Annotated in this window: 12 protein-coding genes and 1 riboswitch; of the genes, 1 reads left to right on the top strand and 11 read right to left on the bottom strand. The window is 73.2% G+C overall.

Going from position 1 to position 15,705, the window contains the following annotated elements; all coding sequences use genetic code 11:
• Nucleotides 1-101: 101 nt before the first annotated feature.
• The 7 genes from mnhG to ACWZEH_RS25955 form a co-directional block, all read right to left on the bottom strand.
• A complete protein-coding gene (gene mnhG, locus ACWZEH_RS25985) occupies nt 102-485 on the bottom strand; it encodes a monovalent cation/H(+) antiporter subunit G (RefSeq protein ID WP_384013670.1) in 384 nt (127 codons plus the stop codon).
• Nucleotides 482-748, bottom strand: a complete 267-nt coding sequence (locus tag ACWZEH_RS25980) for an MrpF/PhaF family protein (protein WP_384013667.1) — start codon at nt 746-748, stop codon at nt 482-484. Before ACWZEH_RS25980 ends, mnhG begins: the two co-directional genes overlap by 4 nt.
• The gene (locus tag ACWZEH_RS25975) at nt 745-1,404 is read right to left on the bottom strand and encodes a Na+/H+ antiporter subunit E (RefSeq protein ID WP_384013663.1); all 660 of its coding nucleotides are present in this window, start codon (nt 1,402-1,404) and stop codon (nt 745-747) included. Before ACWZEH_RS25975 ends, ACWZEH_RS25980 begins: the two co-directional genes overlap by 4 nt.
• Nucleotides 1,401-2,960 (bottom strand): Na+/H+ antiporter subunit D, encoded by a 1,560-nt coding sequence (locus tag ACWZEH_RS25970; protein WP_384013660.1) that lies wholly within the window; start codon nt 2,958-2,960, stop codon nt 1,401-1,403. The genes ACWZEH_RS25975 and ACWZEH_RS25970 overlap by 4 nt, the downstream gene beginning before the upstream one ends.
• Complete coding sequence (locus ACWZEH_RS25965; RefSeq protein ID WP_384013657.1) at nt 2,957-3,484, bottom strand: Na(+)/H(+) antiporter subunit C; 528 nt, start codon at nt 3,482-3,484, stop codon at nt 2,957-2,959. The genes ACWZEH_RS25970 and ACWZEH_RS25965 overlap by 4 nt, the downstream gene beginning before the upstream one ends.
• Entirely contained in the window at nt 3,481-6,327 is a 2,847-nt protein-coding gene (locus tag ACWZEH_RS25960) for a Na+/H+ antiporter subunit A (RefSeq protein ID WP_456193506.1), read from the bottom strand. Before ACWZEH_RS25960 ends, ACWZEH_RS25965 begins: the two co-directional genes overlap by 4 nt.
• A gap of 392 nt (nt 6,328-6,719) precedes the next feature.
• The gene (locus tag ACWZEH_RS25955) at nt 6,720-9,761 is read right to left on the bottom strand and encodes a bifunctional acetate--CoA ligase family protein/GNAT family N-acetyltransferase (RefSeq protein ID WP_456193505.1); all 3,042 of its coding nucleotides are present in this window, start codon (nt 9,759-9,761) and stop codon (nt 6,720-6,722) included.
• A gap of 176 nt (nt 9,762-9,937) precedes the next feature.
• Here ACWZEH_RS25955 and ACWZEH_RS25950 point away from each other — a divergent pair, with 176 nt between their 5' ends.
• Nucleotides 9,938-10,219, top strand: a complete 282-nt coding sequence (locus tag ACWZEH_RS25950) for an HPr family phosphocarrier protein (protein ID WP_456193504.1) — start codon at nt 9,938-9,940, stop codon at nt 10,217-10,219.
• A gap of 192 nt (nt 10,220-10,411) precedes the next feature.
• On the opposite strand, the gene ACWZEH_RS25945 is transcribed toward ACWZEH_RS25950, so the two are convergent.
• The 4 genes from ACWZEH_RS25945 to ACWZEH_RS25930 all read right to left on the bottom strand — a co-directional run bounded on the left by ACWZEH_RS25945 (nt 10,412) and on the right by ACWZEH_RS25930 (nt 15,337).
• The gene (locus ACWZEH_RS25945; protein ID WP_456193503.1) at nt 10,412-11,116 is read right to left on the bottom strand and encodes a GntR family transcriptional regulator; all 705 of its coding nucleotides are present in this window, start codon (nt 11,114-11,116) and stop codon (nt 10,412-10,414) included.
• A 256-nt stretch (nt 11,117-11,372) separates the two neighbouring features.
• A complete protein-coding gene (locus ACWZEH_RS25940; protein WP_456193502.1) occupies nt 11,373-12,146 on the bottom strand; it encodes a M23 family metallopeptidase in 774 nt (257 codons plus the stop codon).
• A 13-nt stretch (nt 12,147-12,159) separates the two neighbouring features.
• A riboswitch (cyclic di-AMP (ydaO/yuaA leader) is annotated at nt 12,160-12,324 on the bottom strand.
• Between the two features lie 233 nt (nt 12,325-12,557).
• Nucleotides 12,558-13,946, bottom strand: a complete 1,389-nt coding sequence (locus tag ACWZEH_RS25935) for a M16 family metallopeptidase (protein WP_456193501.1) — start codon at nt 13,944-13,946, stop codon at nt 12,558-12,560.
• Complete coding sequence (locus ACWZEH_RS25930; protein ID WP_456193500.1) at nt 13,943-15,337, bottom strand: M16 family metallopeptidase; 1,395 nt, start codon at nt 15,335-15,337, stop codon at nt 13,943-13,945. Before ACWZEH_RS25930 ends, ACWZEH_RS25935 begins: the two co-directional genes overlap by 4 nt.
• Nucleotides 15,338-15,705 lie beyond the last annotated feature (368 nt).

The raw sequence follows: 15,705 nt of genomic DNA, 5'->3' as shown, positions 1-15,705 counted from the left end.
CTACGGGGGAGCAGTGACTGCGAGGCACCGGTCGTGGCACTCCCCCGCGCGCGCCGGGCCGGGCCGGGCGGGAACGGTCCGGCCGGTGCGGCCGGCGGGACTCATTGGTCCGTGTCCTCGCGGGAGGGCTGTTCGCCCACCGGAGTGCCGTCCCGCGCGAGACGGTCGGCGAGTTCGTCCCGGAACAGCGCGCCGCGGTCGAGTGCCTGGACACGGTAGGCGGTGCGGCCGACGATCTGGCTGGTGATCGGCGCGGTGAACAGCTGGAACAGGACGACGAGCAGCAGCACCGGCGCGTAACGCAGGGGCATCTGCACGGCGGTTCCCACCAGGATGAGCATCAGGCCGAGCGTCTGGGCCTTGGCGGCCGCGTGCAGGCGGCTGACGACGTCCGGGAAGCGGATCAGGCCCACGGAGCCGAGCAGGCAGAAGGTCGCGCCGGCCAGGAGCAGGACGGCGGTGATCACGTCGGACACCGCGGTCATCGCAGGCCTGCCCGCTTCTCGATCAGGTGGGCGGCCGTCACCGATCCGGTGAAGGCCAGCAGGGTGAGGACGACGAGCACGGGCAGGGGCGTGGTGTCCTCGCGCAGGACCATGCCCACGGCGGCCCCGACGATGATCATCGTCAGGAGGGCGTCGAGCGCCACGATGCGGTTGAGCGCGCCCGGACCGCGCACGAGACGCAGCAGGGCGAGCAGGCCGGCCACTGACACCACGGCCAGGGTGGCGGTGTACACGACGGTCATGGGGTTCTGCCTCCTTGATCAGGGTGGTCGGGAGAGCCGGGGCGGTCGGACGGCCCTGGGCCGGCAGCCGGCCCGGGACCGTCGGCAGACCCGGGATCACCGGAAGGACCGGAGGTGTCGTCACCCGTCGCTCCGGTGCGTCGACCGTGGCCGACCGCCCGCGCCACTCTGTCCTCCACGTTCTGCACCGTCCTTCTGCGGCGGGCGAGGTCGCTCTCGTCGCGGACCGGGAGCGTGTGGACGTACAGCCGCCGCCGGCGCCGGTCGATCTCCACCACCAGGGTGCCGGGGGAGATCGTCGTGAGTTCGGCCACCGCGGTGATCAGGAGGTCGCTGTCGACGTGCAGCGGGACCTCGATGATCGCCGCGGACGTCTTCCCCCCGTGTCTCAGGATCTGCCAGGCGACGGTGACCCCGGACCCGACGAGATCCTTCAGCAGGTCGGCCAGCAGGCGCGCGATCGGCAGCGGCCGGGGCACGGCGTTCGGCAGGACCGGCGGCAGGGAGAAGGACCCGACGACGGTCACGGCGACGAGCAGACCTCCGAGGAGGACCAGCGGGCCGACGGAACCCCACAGCACGATCCACAGCAGCCACAGCCACCCGACCATGGGCAGGCGGCGCAGGACTCGGCGGGCGTACTTCCGGCGGGTCAACGGTCCTCCTCGGTCATGACGGCGGAGCGGTACTCCCGCGGGTCGAGCAGTTCGTGTGCGGCTCGTTCGCCGACGCGGGCGAGCGGGCCCGCGCAGACGGCGACCGCGACACTGGTGGCCACCATGACGACGGTGGCGGCGGTCATCAGCCCGGTCCCGCGCCGGACGGCGCGGCGCTCCGGGCGGAGGGCGGTGCCGGGGGCCGGCTTCCCCGGCGGTGGCGCGTCGCGGCGGTCCGGGTGCGGGTCCTGCCGCATGAAGGCCCTGGTCCAGACCCGGGTCATGGCGTAGAGCGTCAGCAGGCTGGTGAGCAGGGCGGTCGCGGCCAGGGCGTACGCCGCGGTGCCGCCCTGCCACGCACCGGCCCGCAGCAGGGTCAGCTTGGCCACGAACCCGGAGAACGGCGGGATCCCGGCCAGGCTCAGGGCGGGGAGGGCGAACAGCACGGCGACCAGCGGCCTCGGTGGCGGCCGCTGTGCCATGCGCCTCATGCCTGTTGTTCCCGCGTGGCGCACGGCGAGGGAGGCGGCGAGGAAGAGCGCCGCCTGGACGATGATGTGGTGCACGATGTAGAGGACCGTGCCGGTGAGTCCGAGCGTGTCGAACAGCGCGAGCCCGAACAGCATGAAGCCGATGTGGCTGACGAGGGTGAAGGACAGCAGCCGGTTGATGTCGTCCTGGGCCAGCGCGCCGAGGATGCCCACGATCATGGCGGCGATCGCCACACAGGCCAGCAGGGTCCACACGCTGGAGCGCGGGAAGAGCAGGGTCTGGGTACGCAGCAGGGCGTAGATGGCGACCTTGGTCAGCAGGGCGGCGAACACGGCGGTGATCGGCGCCGGTGCGGTGGGGTAGCTGTCGGGCAGCCAGAAGTGCAGGGGGACGATCGCCGCCTTGATGCCCAGGACAGCCAGGAGCAGCAGGGCGAGTGCGCCGCGCAGGCCGTCGGGGAGTTCGGCGAGCCGCGGGCCGAGCTGGGCCAGGGTGACCGTGCCGGCGGCCGCGTACACCAGGCCGACGAAGGTGAGGAACAGCAGGGAGGACGTCAGGCTGGTGATCATGTACGTCATACCGGCGCGGGTGCGGTTTCCGTCAGCGTCCAGGGTGATCAGGACGTAGGACGCGGCGAGCAGCACTTCGAAGGCCACGAAGAGGTTGAACAGGTCACCGGTGAGGAAGGCCAGACTCACTCCGGTGACGAGCATCAGGTAGGCGGGATGGAAGACCTCCGCCGAGCTCCGGCGTTTCTCCGCGGTGCCCTGGCCGATGGCGAAGAGCAGCACGGCCAGGGTCACCAGGAGCGACACGGCGAGCAGGAGCGCCGACAACCGGTCGGCGACGAGCGTGATGCCCAGCGGGGCCGGCCAGCCGCCGACGTGCACGGCCTGCGGCCCGCGGGTGTCGACGAGGACGAGCAGGGCGACGGCGTCCGCCAGTACGCAGGCCAGTACGAGGGTGCTCATGGGGCGGGTCACCCGGACGGGCAGTCCGAGCAGGGCCGTGGCGGCGCCCAGCGCCGGCAGCACCACGGGCAGGGCGAGCAGCAGTGCGGTCATCGGTGTTCCCCCGGAGCGGTGCCGTGGTCGCGGTGGTCCGACCAGCCGTCGTCGGCATCGTCGCCGTCGCCGGGGTCGTCGCCCTGCTCGTCGCCGTCGACAGGGTCGTCGGTGTCGGTTTCCTCGTCGGCGCCGGCGCGTCGCCGGGCGATGCGCCGGTCCTCCACGTCGTCACGCACCTCGTCGCTGCCGGACAGCCGCCATGAGCGGTAGGCGAGGACCATCAGGAACGCCGTGAGACCGAACGTGATCACGATCGACGTCAGCGCCATGGCCTGGGGCAGCGGATCGGCGGGCTCCGCCGGGTTCACCGGCTCCCCCTCCAGCACCGGGGGGCGGCCGGGGGTGCCGCCGGCGACCAGGAGCAGCAGGTTGGTGCCGTGGCCCAGGAGGATGAAGCCGAGAATGATCCGCATCAGGGACCGTTGCAGCATGAGGTGGAAGCCGATCGTGAACAGGCCGCCCACCACGAGGGCCATCGTCACGTCGAGCGTGTTCAGCGTGATGTCGCCCGCGCCGTTCATCGAGCGGATCCCTTCTCCTGCCGGTCCGCCGCCGCGCCGGCCACTTCGAGTGAGACACCCACCGCCGACAGGAGTTTGAGCACGACGCCGACCACGAGCAGATAGACGCCCACGTCGAGGAACACGCTGGTCGCCCACTTCACCTCGCCCAGCAGCGGCAGGTGCCACGTCACCAGGTCGCTGTCCAGCGGCGTACCGCCGAAGGCCAGCGGCACCAGCCCGACGACCGCCGCGGTCAACAGGCCCGTGCCCGCGACCGCGACCGGGCGCAGGCGTACGGCGGCGCCGAGGTCGGCCTGTCCGCCCACCAGGTACCGCAGAACGAACGCCAGTCCTGCCACCAGACCGCCGGCGAAACCTCCGCCGGGGCGGTAGTGCCCGGAGAACAGCAGGAACAGCGAAAGCACCAGGAGGGAGGGGAAGAGCAGCCGGGTGGCCACTTCCATCAGGACCGAGCGCTCGCCGCCGGGCCGTTCTCCCGCTCCCGGCAGCCAGGTCTGCCGGGGCTCGTCCCAGTGCGTCGTGGGGAACCGGGCCGGCGGCTCCTCGTCGGTCACCCGTACCGCGCCGCGGTCGCGGAACCGGACCAGACTGCCGACTCCGACCGCCGCCACCAGGAGGACCGAGATCTCGCCCAGCGTGTCCAGGGCCCGGAAGTCGACGATGATCGCGTTGACGACGTTGTAGGCACCCGTCTCCGACGCCCGGCGCAGGTACTCGGGTGAGATCGCCGGGGCCGTACGCGCGGCGGACGTCGCCAGCGCGAAGCAGGTGACGACGAGGCCGACCCCGACGGCCAGCGCGCCCCGCAGCACGCGCCCCGGGGCCGCCGTCCGGCCGGGATCGAACCGGGCCGGCATCCGGCGCAGCACCAGCACCACGACGACCAGCGTCAACGTCTCGACCAGGAACTGGGTGAGCGCCAGGTCCGGGGCGCCCCGCACCAGGAACAGGCCGGCCGCACCGTACCCGACGGCCCCGGTCAGCAGCAGGGCGGCGAGCCGGTGCCGGGCGGCCACCACCGCCGCGGCGGCCGTCAGTATCACCACGGCCAGGACGGGTTCGAGCGGATACCGCCACAGTGGCGGTGATCCCAGTGAGGGGCCCGCGGCCACGAGTGCCGTGCCGGGCACGGCGACGACCGTCGCGAGCAGTACGGTCAGGTAGACGGGCAGCGAGCCGACCTGGGTGTGCCGGGTCAGCGTCACGGACAGCCGGTCCACACCCTCGGTCGCACGGTCGTACGCGCGCTGCACGTCGGGCAGGCGCGGCAGGCGGCCCGCCGCGGCGCCGCGGCGTTGCACCGCGTGGATCAGCAGACCGGTGACGAGCGACAGCGCGGACAGACCGAGCACGGGCGTGAACCCGTGCCACAGGGACAGTTCGTACGGACCGTCGGCTCCCGGCGGATAGGCGTCGGCGTAGGCGGTGGCGAGGGCCCCCGTGCCGGTGTACGCCACACCCAGCACCAGGCCCGCCCCGGACAGGACGGCCACCGGTGCGACGAATCCGGGTTCTGGGCTCCGTACGGGGCGCGCCGCCCTCTCCGACGGCCGCCGCCCGCCGAAGGCGCCGTGCAGGAACCGTGCCGCGAACGCCACGGTCAACGCGGAGCCGCACACGAGCACCACCGTCAGCTGGTAGTGGTAGGCCAGTTCGGTGCCGTGCAGGAAGGCTTCCAGGGCGGCTTCCTTGCCCAGGAAACCGACGAGGGGCGGCAGACCCGCCATCGACGCGGTGGCCAGTGCCGTGACCCAGAACAGCACGGGCAGCCGGCGTCCCAGTCCCGACAGTTCCCGGATGTCGCGTGTGCCCGTGCTGTGGTCGACGACCCCGACGGACAGGAACAGCGCCGACTTGAACGCCGCGTGCGCCAGCAGCATCACCACCCCGGCCAGCGCCGCCGTCCGCGTTCCCGCGCCCAGCAGGGCGGTCAGCAGGCCGAGTTCACTGACGGTCCCGTAGGCGAGGAGCAGTTTCAGGTCGGTCTCGCGCAGTGCCCGCCACGCGGCCACCACCATCGTGGCGAGTCCCACGCCGAGCACCATCGGCCGCCACGGGGCCACGTCGGCCAGGGCGGGCGCCAGCCGGGCCACCAGGTAGACCCCGGCCTTGACCATCGCCGCCGCGTGCAGAAAGGCACTGACCGGTGTGGGGGCGGCCATCGCCGCGGGAAGCCAGCCGTGCAGCGGCATCTGCGCGGACTTGGCGAACGCGCCGACCAGGACGAGCACCACGGCGGCGGGGACCGCGCCGCCCCGCGGGGGGTCGGCGAGGATCGCGGAGACGCGGTACGTGCCGGCCGCCTGGCCCAGCACGATGAAACCGAGCAGCATCGCCAGGCCGCCGGCCGCGGTCACCAGCAGGGCCTGGCGGGCGGCGCGCCGCTGCTCCGCGCCCTCCCCGCGCCCCGCGATCAGCAGGAAGGAGGCGACCGTGGTCAGCTCCCAGAAGACGTACAGCACGAAGAGGTTGTCCGCCAGCACCAGTCCGGTCATCGCCCCGGCGAAGGCCAGCAGCAGGGCGGCCAGCCGGCCGGCGTCGCGCTCGACGTAGTACCGGCAGTACAGGAGCACCATGGCTCCGACACCGGCCACCACCCACAGCATCAGGAGCGACAGGGCGTCCAGGCGCAGGTCGATCGTCAGGCCGAGCGACGGGGCCCAGGACAGGGACTCCCGGTACGCGCCGCCGTCCAGCACGCGGCCCGCCCGCGTGCCCGCCCAGACCACGGCCGCCAGCGGCACCAGGGCGGCCACGATCCACATCGCACGGCCGAGCCGCCTCTCCCACCACGGCATCGACGCTGCGGCCACCGCATGGGCGGCCAGCAGGACCAGCACGTCAGCACCAACTCCTTCGCGGTGACGCGACCGCTGACACGCGGTCGGCCTCCACCCGATCCCCGGGGGCTATGCCCCGGTTCGTCAATAATTGGGCATTCAGTGCTCTGTGTAGCAGGGGTGAACCGTCCGGCGGGGCACCGCCGCGCCGCACCTCGCCGGCAAAGGGACGGGCGGAGACTTCGGCACCTCAGGACCGCTGCGGGCGATGTGCCGGGCGAGGGGGGAGCCGGTCCTGCCGGCGTCGATGGCCCCGAGATGCATGCCGTTCTCTCCGTCCTGTGCCCGCGGCAGGTGCCGCTGCCGGCCGGAAGCACGGGTAACCCGCCCGACGCGCCGTCAAACCCGCGGCGACCTGCCGAGTTGGGACGGTCGGAGGGCTCACGCCGCCCTCAGTACGCCGGGAGGGTCCGGGGGCCGAGGTCGTCGCGGGCGGGGGGCGGGGCCAGGCGTACGGAGGCACCGAGGACGCTCACCCCGCGGGTGGCGACGACGACCGGCTCGAGGCCGACCGCGACGACCTCGGGGTGGTCGTCGACCAGCCGCGACACCCTCAGCAGCAGTTCCTCGAGGGCGGGGGTGTCGACCGGGGTCGAGCCGCGCCAGCCGAACAGGAGGGGTGCGGTGCGGATCGACCTGACCAGGGAGGCCGCCTCCCGGTCGGTCACCGGGATCAGCCGGTGCGCCATGTCCCCGAGCAGCTGCGACGGGGGGCCGGCGAGCCCGAAGGAGAGCGCGGCTCCGGCGGCGGGGTCGATCACCGCGCGGACGATGGTGTCGACACCGCGCGGTGCCATCCGCTGCACGACGAGGCGCAGTTCCTCGGGCGTGCCGAGCTGCTGCGTCAGCTCGGCGTAGGCCCGGCGCAGTTGCTCCTCGTCCGCGATGTCCAGCCGTACGCCGCCCAGGTCGGCGCGGTGCCTGAGGTGCGGGGCGGTCACCTTGAGGGCGACGGGCCGGCCGAGGGCGCGGGCGGCCTCGACGGCGGCGTCGGCGGTGGGGGCGGGGAGGGCGCGGTGGACGTGGATGCCGTAGGCGCCGAGCAGGGCGCAGGTCTCCTCGGAGCCGAGGGTGAGGCTCTCCCCGCGCGTGAGCTGCGCGTCGATGAGGGCGGCGGCGCCCCGCTCGTCGATGTCCTCGTACGCGGGGACCTTGCCGGGGTCGGCGGCGTCCCGGCGCCACTGGGCGTAGGCGACGGAGTGGGCCAGGGCCCGGACCGCGCGTTCGGCGGCGGGGTAGGCGGGAATGAGGTGGGCGTCCTCGGGGAGGCTCCCGGGCGCGGGCACGGGCGTCGACGGGGTGGCCGGGCCGGGGCTCCCGGGGGCAGGCGGGCCGGCCGGGCTCTGTGGAGCGGCCGGCCCGGGTGCGGCAGCCGGCGTCGCGGGGGCGGCCGGTCCGGCGGCGGACGGTGCCCCGGGGGTGGCCGGGCGCTGATCGGCGGATGGTGCGGAGCCGGGGTCCTGCGCCCGGGGGCGGTCCTCGGTGGCCGGGGCGGGCCGCGGGGCCGTGCCGGCCGCCGCCGAGAGGGCCTCGGCCAGGCCGCCGAGTTCCACGTGGACCACCAGGACCGGCTTGGACGGGGTCGCGGCGGCGGCCGAGCGCAGCGCCCCGGCGAGTGCCGCGTCGTCGGTCGGCGGCTCCCCCAGTGCGGGGAGCGCGGTCACGACGACCGCGTCGCAGGTGTCGTCGGCGAGCGCCCGGGACAGCGCGGCGTGGAAGTCCGCCGCCGACGCCCCGGTGGTGAGGTCCAGCGGGGGGTGCGGGCGCAGCCCTTCGGCCAAGCAGGCGTCGTAGGTGAGCAGGCCCAGGGACTCGGAGTTGCCCAGGATCGCCACGCGGGGGCCGGAGGGCAGTGGCTGGCGGGCGAGCAGGAGGCCCGCGTCGACCAGTTCCGTGATGGTGTCCACCCGGATGACCCCGGCCTGCCGCAGCAGCGCGGAGACGGTCGCGTGGGGCAGTCGCGTCGCGCGCACGGCGTGCCCCCGGGGTCCGGAGCCGTGGCGGGCACCCTGGACCACGACCAGCGGCTTCGCGGCGGCGGTCCGGCGGGCGAGGCGGGTGAACTTGCGGGGGTTGCCGATGGATTCCAGGTACATCAGGACGACATCGGTGTCGGGGTCGTCGTACCAGTACTGCAGGACGTCGTTGCCGGAGACGTCGGCCCGGTTGCCGGAGGACACGAAGGTGGACACGCCCGTGACACCGGTGACGCCCCCGCCGCGCCGGTGCAGCCGCGACAGCAGGGCGATGCCGATGGCTCCGGACTGGGCGAACAGGCCGATGCGGCCGGGGCGCGGCATCTGCGGTGCGAGCGAGGCGTTCAGGCGTACGTCCGGGGAGGTGTTGATGACGCCGAACGCGTTCGGTCCGATGATCCGCATGCCGTACGAACGGGCCTGGCGGACGAGGGCGCGCTGGCGCTCGCGGCCGTCGGGGCCCGCGTCGGCGTACCCGGCGCTCACGACGACGAGCCCCTGCACCCCGTGTTCGCCGCATTCGGCGACGACCTCGGGGACGTGTTCGGCGGGCACCGCGACGACGGCGAGGTCGACCGGGCCGTCGATCTCCCGCACCGAGCGGTGGGCGGGCACCCCGGCGGCTCCGTCGAGTTCCTCCTGCTCCGGCGGCAGGGCCTTGTTCACGGCGTACAGGCGGCCGGTGTAGCCGGCGTCCCGGATGTTGCCGAGGAGGCCTCGGCCCACGCCGCCGGGCGTGCGGCCGGCGCCCACGACGGCGACCGAGCCCGGGGCAAGCAGCCGCTGCACCGAGCGGGCCTCGGCGCGCTGCTCGCGCGCCTGCTGCACGGCCAGGGAGCGGTCCGTGGGTTCGAGGCCGAACTCCAGGCGGACGACGCCGTCCTCGAAGCTGCGCTTCTGGGTGTACCCGGCGTCCGTGAACACCTTGATCATCTTGCTGTTGGCCGGCAGCACCTCGGCGGCGAACCGGCGGATGCCGCGCTCCCGCGCGACGGCGGCGATGTGCTCGAGCAGGGCGGAGGCGATGCCCCGGCCCTGGTGGGCGTCCTGCACGAGGAAGGCGACCTCGGCCTCGTCGGAGACAGCGGGGGCGGGTGCGGGGCGCCCTTCGGCAAGGGTGGTGGTGGGCGACGGGCGGGAGGAAGCGGGCGCCCCGTCGGGGCCGATCCGGTCGTAGCGTACGGTGGCGATGAACTCGCCGCCCACGGTGGCTGCGAGCCCCACCCGGTCCACGAAGTCGTGGTGCGTGAAGCGGTGCACGTCCTTGGCGGACAGGCGGGGGTAGGGCGCGAAGAAGCGGTAGTACTTCGACTCGTCCGACACCTGCTCGTAGAAGCTGACCAGGCGTTCGGCGTCGTCGACGGTGATGGGGCGGACCCGCGCGGTGCCGCCGTCGCGCAGCACCACGTCGGCCTCCCAGTGGGCGGGATACTCGTGCCGGTCCGACGAGGTCTGCATGGGCCCCAGAGTACGGCTCGCGTACGACAACGGCGCGAGGCAGTCTGTGGGGGCGCGCACCGGGCCGAGGCCGCGGTCCGGTGCCGCCGGGGAGCGGGAGCGAGTGCCCCTCCCCGGCTTGCTTCACGATATGGGAAACTGGTCTAGACAACCTGAACTTCGAAGGGCAGCAACACATGGCTGAGCGCCGCGTCAACGTCGGCTGGGCCGAGGGCCTCCATGCCCGCCCCGCCTCCATCTTCGTCCGATCCGCCACGGCCACAGGCGTCCCGGTGACGATCGCCAAGGCCGGCGGCAACCCCGTCAACGCGGCCTCCATGCTGGCCGTTCTGGGCCTGGGCGCCCAGGGGGGCGAGGAGATCGTCCTCGCCTCCGACGCCGAGGGGGCCGAAGCCGCCCTCGACCGGCTGGCGAAGCTGGTCTCCGAAGGGCTCGAGGAACTCCCCGAGACCGTGTGAGAAACCCGGCAGCGGACGGAGCCGCGTCACCCATTGCGGGCGACGCGGCTCCGCTGTTCTCCGGCGTCTCCGCTTTCCCTGCCCACCGGTTTTCCCGGGCGCCACTCCCCCGCGCACAATCCCGCGCTCACGAAAAACGGCAGGCGGATTTCACTTCCACCGAATTACCTTCTCTTGTATACGGTCTCCGTGTTAATGCCGGAGACTCGGCGTGTTTACGGGATGTTGCGAGTTCCTCACACGCTCGGGGCGGGCCGTCCGGCCGGCCCTCGCGGTGAAGCGCAGGCGGTGGGCGGCGGCGGCGCGCTCGGTGTGCAGCGTCGTGACCGCACGCGCACGCTCGCCGTCGCCGCGCACCACGGCGTCGACGATCGCGCCGTGCTCCGCCCAGCACTCCACCGGGTCCCTCGGCCCACGTACCTCGTACATCCAGCCGATCTTGTGCCGGAGCTGGATCAGCGTCGACGTCAGCGCCGGGCTGCCGGACGCCTGGGCGAGCGTCTCGTGGAACCAGCCGCCCAGTGAGCGCAGGTCGTCGCCGTTGCCCTGCCGGGCCCGCTCCTGGCCCAGCCGGACCAGGCCCCGCAGCACCTTCAGATGGGCCTCGGTGCGGCGCTGCGCGGCGCGCAGGGCACCGAGCGGCTCCAGCAGCAGCCGCATCTCCAGCAGGTCGGCGGCCTCCTGCTCGGTGGGTTCCGCGACGCACGCGCCCGCGTGCCGCCGGGTGACCACGAAGCCCTCGGCCTCCAGGGTGCGCAAAGCCTCCCGGACGGGGACGCGCGAGACACCGTAGCGGCGGGCGAGGAGTTCCTCGGTCAGCCGGCCGCCACGCTCGTAGACACCCGAGACGATGTCGTCCCGGATCGCCGTGCACACCGAGTGCGCCGGAATACGCATGACCGACCTCCGAATTAATCCCCGCATAACGTCAACGGGTGACACCTGTTCCGTGACTCTATTGCAACGCGCGGGAATTTCCGACGGTGGGCCGGGAATCATGTCTGTTTTTTGGACAACGGACAGCCGGAAACGCCGAAAGCCCCGACTCGGAGAGCCGAGCCGGGGCCGTACCGCAAAAAGCGGGCACCTGGGACGTCAGGGGATCACGCGGACGTCCCAGGTGCGCACGCCGGTCAGGGAGGCGTACCCCCGGTCAGACGTTCGCGCCGTGCGCGCGGAGGTACGCGACGGGGTCGATGTCGGAGCCGTACTCGATGGTGGTGCGGGCCTCGAAGTGCAGATGCGCGCCGGTGACGTTGCCGGTGGCGCCGGAGACACCGATCTGCTGGCCCGGGGTGACCTGCTGGCCCACCGAGACGCCGACGGACGACAGGTGGCCGTACTGGGTGTACGTGCCGTCGTGCATCTTGATCACGACCTGGTTGCCGTAGGCGCCGCCCCAGCCCGCCTCGACGACGGTGCCCATGCCGACCGAGAGCACGGGGGTGCCGCTCGCAGCGTGGAAGTCGACACCGGTGTGGGTGCCGGAGGACCAGACGGCGCCGCCGGACAGGTAGCCGGTCGAGACGTAGGAGCCCGCGATCGGGGACACGAAGGTGTTGAGGCGCTTGCGCTCGGCCTCACGCGCGGCGCGTTCCTCGGCCTCGCGGGCCTTGACGGCCTCCTCGGCCGCCTTCTCCCGGGCGGCCTCCTCGGCGGCTTCGCGTGCGGCGGCCTGGGCCGCCTCGCGTGCGGCCTCGTGCTGGGCGGAGGCCTGGGCGTCGACCCTGGCGGCGACCTCGTCGCCCATGGTGACCACGGGGGTCAGGCCGGTCTGCGCCGCGGCGGGTTCGGCGGCGAGCGCCGGAGCGGAGAGGGAGCCGATGACACCGGTGGTGGTGAGAGCCGCGACGCCCGCCGCCTTGGCGGTGCCGCGATGCACGCGGCTGGGACGACGGTGCTTCCCGGTGGCGCGGGTGAACGCCATGTACAGGGTGGTCCTTTCCTTCCTTCTCGCCTACCGGGTTAGCTGACGGGTTCGGAGCAGGAAGGTCTCCTACGGACCCCCTCGCGACACGCGCGGGCGTCCGATTCACCCCAGGGACTTCTGACGGGTCCCCGGCTCCCCTGGCTCGCGCCGTACGGGGACTCGGCGATGACTGTCCGGTGCCGCGGGTGCGGCGCACTGCCCGACGAACAGACCGCCTGACGCTAAACGGGACGTCTTCCCGTTCCCAAACGAATCCAGGATTTTGTAGCGCATCCCACAGGGCAGACAGGCACCTCCCGCACCAATTCGGACATAAAGGGGCCCTGGTGACGTTCTCGTCACCAGGGCCGCGCGCGTGTGCGTCCGGCGTGCGGCCGGACGGCCGCCGGCGGTGCGCCGACGGGTCGTCTACTCGGCGGAAACCACCGTGACTTCGCCGATGCCGAGCGCCTCGACGGGCTCCTTGATCTGCGCCGCGTCGCCGACCAGGACCGTCACGAGGCGGTCCACCGGGAAGGCGTTCACCACCGCCGCGGTCGCCTCCACGGTGCCGGTGGCGGCGAGCCGCCGGTACAGCTCGGCCTGGTAGTCGTCGGGCAGGTGCTGCTCCACCTGGTCGGCGAGAGTGCCGGCGACGGCCGCGGCGGTCTCGTACTTGAGCGGTGCCACGCCCACCAGGTTCTGCACGGCGACGTCGCGTTCGGCGTCGGTGAGGCCTTCCGCGGCGAGGGTGCGCAGCACCGTCCACAGGTCCCGCAGGGCGGGCCCGGTGTTCGGGGTGTCGACGGAACCGCTGATGGCGAGCAGCGACGCGCCGGTGCCGTCCGGGGCGGACCTGAGGACCTGGCCGAACGACCGCACACCGTAGGTGTAGCCCTTCTCCTCGCGCAGGACGCGGTCCAGGCGGGAGGTGAGGGTGCCGCCGAGGCAGTAGGTCCCGAGCACCTGCGCGGGCCACACGCGGTCGTGCCGGTCCGCGCCCACGCGGCCGATGAGCAGCTGCGTCTGTACGGCGCCGGGGCGGTCCACGATCACGACGCGGCCCGTGTCGTCGGCGGCGACCGGCGCGACGGGCCGCGGCTGGGCGGCCGATCCGGTCCAGGCTCCGAGGGTCTCGCCGAGCAGCTCGTCCAGGTCGGTGCCGGTGAGGTCGCCGACGACCACCGCGGTGGCGGTCGCGGGGCGGACGTGCGTGTCGTAGAAGGCGCGTACGGCCGCCGAGTCGATGCCGGCGACCGTCTCCTCGGTGCCCTGGCGCGGGCGGGACATGCGCGACGCCGCCGGGAACAGCTCCTTGGAGAGTTCCTTGGCGGCGCGGCGGGACGGGTTGGCCAGCTCGTGCGGGATCTCGTCGAGGCGGTTGCGGACGAGGCGCTCGATCTCGCTGTCGGCGAACGCGGGCGCCCTGAGGGCGTCGGCGAGCAGTCCGAGTCCCTTGGCGAGCCGGGAGGCCGGTACCTCGAGGCTCAGGCGGACACCGGGGTGGTCGGCGTAGGCGTCCAGGGTCGCGCCGCAGCGCTCCAGTTCGGCGGCGAACTCCTCGGCGGAGTGCTTGTCGGTGCCCTCGGAGAACGCCCGCGCGGTGATGGTGGCGACACCGTCGAGACCGGCGGGCTCGGCCTCCAGGGGCGCGTCGAGGAGCACCTCGACAGCGACGACCTGCTGGCCGGGGCGGTGGCAGCGCAGCACCGTCAGACCGTTGCCGAGGGTGGTGCGCTCGGGGGCCGGGAAGGCCCAGGGCCGGGCCTCGCCCGCCTGCGGCTGGGGGTGGAAGTCCATCGTGGCGAGCTCGGTCACTTCGCCGTCTCCTCGTTCTCGTCGGTGCCGGCGGCCGCGGCTTCTTCGGCTCCGGCGGCTGCGGCTTCTTCGGGCTCCCCGGCCTCGGGGGTGACGGGCTCGTAGACGAGCACCGCGCGGTTGTCGGGACGCAGGCGGGCCCCGGCGACCTCCCGCACGTCCTCGGCGGTCACGTCGAGGATGCGTCCGACGGCGGTGAGGGCGAGCTGCGGGTCGCCGAACAGGACGGCGTACCGGCACAGTTCGTCGGCCCGGCCGGCGACGGTGCTGAGCCGGTCGAGCCACTCACGCTCCAGCTGGGCCTGGGCGCGCTCCATCTCCTCGGCCGTGGGCCCCTGCTCGGCGAACCGGGCGAGCTCCTCGTCGATCGCGGCCTCGATGACGGGCACCTCCACGTCACCGGACGTCTTCACGTCCAGCCAGCCCAGGGAGGGCGCCCCGGCCAGCCTCAGCAGGCCGAACCCGGCCGCCACCGCCGTGCGGTCCCGTCGTACCAGCCGGTTGTAGAGCCTGGAGGACTCGCCGCCCCCGAGGATCGTGAGCGCCAGGTCCGCGGCGTCGCTCGCGCGGGTGCCGTCCTCGGGCAGCCGGTAGGCGGCCATCAGCGCACGCGCCGGGACCTCCTCCTCGACGAGCTCGCGCAGCTCCTCGCCGATGATCTCGGGCAGCGAGCCGTCGCGGGGCTCGGGCTTGCCGTCGTGGGAGGCGATGGAGCCGAAGTACTTCTCGATCCAGGCGAGCGTCTGCTCCGGGTCGATGTCACCGACGACGGAGAGCACGGCGTTGTTCGGCGCGTAATACGTGCGGAAGAAGGCGCGGGCGTCCTCCAGGGTGGCCGCGTCCAGGTCCGCCATCGAGCCGATGGGCGTGTGGTGGTACGGGTGGCCGGCCGGGTAGGAGAGAGCGGTCAGCTTCTCGAAGGCCGTGCCGTAGGGGACGTTGTCGTAGCGCTGGCGGCGCTCGTTCTTGACGACGTCCCGCTGGTTCTCCATGGACTCCTCGTCCAGGGCGGCCAGCAGGGAGCCCATGCGGTCGGCCTCGAGCCAGAGGGCGAGCTCCAGCTGGTGGGTCGGCATGGTCTCGAAGTAGTTGGTCCGCTCGAAGCTGGTGGTGCCGTTGAGCGAGCCTCCGGCACCCTGGACCAGCTCGAAGTGACCGTTGCCCTTCACCTGCCCCGAGCCCTGGAACATGAGGTGCTCGAAAAGGTGAGCCAGGCCGGTACGGCCCTTGACTTCGTGACGCGAACCGACGTCGTACCAGAGGCACACCGCCGCGACGGGGGTCAGGTGGTCCTCGGAGAGCACCACGCGCAGGCCGTTGGACAGCCGGTGCTCGGTCGCTGTCAGGCCGCCGGAGCCTGCCTGGGCGGTGGCCGTGTGACCCATGGGCATGTACGTCCCTTCGATCGCGGAGGCGGTCGTCGCATCCGCCGTTTGTGCCGGTCCTGCCACTGTATGCAAGCGTGCGGAGCACCGGTGAAGTTCCCGGACGGGACCGGATACGCCGAGAGCGAGAACCACGGGTACGGGTGGGACGACGCGGTACGCATGGGGGTCGTGGGGCGTACGGGATCGCAGGCGGCGCACGGGGCCGTGCGCCCGGCGCCGGTTCTCTCCCGCCACCCCGCTCGCGGCGCCGGAGGGAAGTGCGCGTACCCTGCCGGCACCCCGCCCCGGGCCCCCGACGGAGGCCGGCGGCGGGGGCATGGTCCCGGTTGTCGGTGCGGCGGTCCACAATGGTCCGCGTCAGATACCGTCCC

Source organism: Streptomyces yamdrokensis, from assembly GCF_053890455.1.
This window is presented reverse-complemented; position numbering and strand designations above follow the sequence as displayed.

What these genes read in the sequence shown, in the direction of transcription:
- ACWZEH_RS25950 (WP_456193504.1), top strand. Translation starts at nt 9,938, where the DNA reads ATGGCTGAGCGCCGCGTCAACGTCGGCTGGGCCGAGGGCCTCCATGCC.
- ACWZEH_RS25965 (WP_384013657.1), bottom strand. Translation starts at nt 3,484, where the DNA reads ATGAACGGCGCGGGCGACATCACGCTGAACACGCTCGACGTGACGATG.
- ACWZEH_RS25980 (WP_384013667.1), bottom strand. Translation starts at nt 748, where the DNA reads ATGACCGTCGTGTACACCGCCACCCTGGCCGTGGTGTCAGTGGCCGGC.
- ACWZEH_RS25970 (WP_384013660.1), bottom strand. Translation starts at nt 2,960, where the DNA reads ATGACCGCACTGCTGCTCGCCCTGCCCGTGGTGCTGCCGGCGCTGGGC.
- mnhG (WP_384013670.1), bottom strand. Translation starts at nt 485, where the DNA reads ATGACCGCGGTGTCCGACGTGATCACCGCCGTCCTGCTCCTGGCCGGC.
- ACWZEH_RS25945 (WP_456193503.1), bottom strand. Translation starts at nt 11,116, where the DNA reads ATGCGTATTCCGGCGCACTCGGTGTGCACGGCGATCCGGGACGACATC.
- ACWZEH_RS25940 (WP_456193502.1), bottom strand. Translation starts at nt 12,146, where the DNA reads ATGGCGTTCACCCGCGCCACCGGGAAGCACCGTCGTCCCAGCCGCGTG.
- ACWZEH_RS25955 (WP_456193505.1), bottom strand. Translation starts at nt 9,761, where the DNA reads ATGCAGACCTCGTCGGACCGGCACGAGTATCCCGCCCACTGGGAGGCC.
- ACWZEH_RS25930 (WP_456193500.1), bottom strand. Translation starts at nt 15,337, where the DNA reads ATGCCCATGGGTCACACGGCCACCGCCCAGGCAGGCTCCGGCGGCCTG.